This is a genomic window from Microcystis sp. M53603_WE2, assembly GCF_030065435.1.
In genome coordinates, this window is sequence record NZ_JASJFF010001248.1 from 1 (window position 1) to 1,376 (window position 1,376).

Genomic DNA, 1,376 nt, shown 5'->3' on the forward strand with positions numbered 1-1,376 from the left:
GAACAAGTGGTTTTTGATCGCGGTGGCAATCTCTATCACGGTCGCGTCAAAGCCTTAGCAGAAGCGGCTCGGTCAGCCGGCTTAAACTTCTAAAATATCCTTTCAACACTGATAAAACTATGGCAAAACGTCGCAAAGGCAACCGCGAAAAAGAAAAAGAAACCACTTGGCAAGAGCGGGTCATCCAGATCCGCCGGGTTAGTAAAGTGGTTAAGGGTGGTAAAAAACTCAGCTTCCGGGCTATCGTCGTGGTCGGTAATGAAAACGGCCAGGTGGGAGTGGGAGTTGGCAAAGCAGGGGATGTTATCGGGGCCGTCCGTAAAGGCGTGGCCGATGGCAAAAAACAACTAATTGAAGTCTCCTTAACTAAGGCTAGTTCTATCACTCACCTCACCCGGGGCGCTTCCGGTGGCGCTCAGGTACTTATGCGTCCGGCGGCTCCGGGGACTGGGGTTATTGCCGGGGGGGCTGTCCGTACCGTTTTAGAATTGGCTGGGGTAAAAAATATCCTCGCTAAACAACTCGGTAGCGATAACCCCCTCAATAACGCTAGAGCCGCTGTTAACGCCCTGGAAACCCTCCGCACTTTCTCGGAAGTGGCCAAGGATCGAGGCGTATCTGTAGAACATTTGTACACCTAAAGAAATCACCATGAAACTCCACGAAATCGCCCCCCAACCGGGGTCAACTAAACGTCGTCGTCGTGTGGGACGGGGTATCTCGGCCGGCCAGGGCGCTAGTTGCGGTCTGGGAATGCGCGGACAAAAATCTCGCTCCGGGACAGGGACTCGCCCCGGTTTTGAGGGGGGACAAATGCCCCTCTATCGCCGGGTGCCGAAATTAAAGCATTTTCCTTTGGTTAACCCCCGTCAATACACGATCGTTAATCTGAAAAAATTAGCTTCTTTACCCGCTAATACGGAAGTTACCCTAGAAAGTCTCCTAAAAGCTAACATTCTCACCAGTAACGACGGCCCTTTAAAAGTTTTGGGTGATGGTGAAATTACCGTTCCCCTCAAGGTGAAGGCCGCTGCTTTTAGCAATAGTGCTAAAGAGAAAATTACCGCCGCTCAAGGTACTTGGGAAGAAATTTAACGGAGACAGGAGACTCCGAGACAGGAGGCAGGAGACAGGAGGCAGGAGACAGGAGGCAGGAGGCAGGAGACAGGAGGCAGGAGGCAGGAGACAGGAGACAGGAGATTATTTTTATTTATCCTTCCCATCCCCCCACACCCTACACCCTACACCCTACACCCCACACCCCACACCCCACGCCCCACACCCTACACCCTACACCCTACACCCTACGCCCCACACCCCACACCCCACACCCCACACCCTCCACCCCACACCCTACACCCTACACCCTACACCCC

Annotated in this window: 4 protein-coding genes; all 4 read left to right on the forward strand. The window is 53.4% G+C overall.

From position 1 onward, the window contains the following. Nucleotides 1-93, forward strand: a 93-nt coding sequence (locus PX481_RS26130) for a 50S ribosomal protein L18 (RefSeq protein ID WP_288096866.1), incomplete at its 5' end; no start/stop codon positions are given. A 26-nt stretch (nucleotides 94-119) separates the two neighbouring features. After that, entirely contained in the window at nucleotides 120-641 is a 522-nt protein-coding gene (gene rpsE / locus PX481_RS26135) for a 30S ribosomal protein S5 (protein ID WP_002757584.1), read from the forward strand. Nucleotides 642-651: 10 nt separating this feature from the next. Then, complete coding sequence (gene rplO / locus PX481_RS26140) at nucleotides 652-1,095, forward strand: 50S ribosomal protein L15 (RefSeq protein ID WP_002757585.1); 444 nt, start codon at nucleotides 652-654, stop codon at nucleotides 1,093-1,095. Continuing rightward, nucleotides 1,080-1,376 (forward strand): hypothetical protein (locus PX481_RS26145; RefSeq protein ID WP_502888638.1); only part of this gene is annotated, 297 nt, incomplete at its 3' end. The genes rplO and PX481_RS26145, both read left to right, overlap by 16 nt.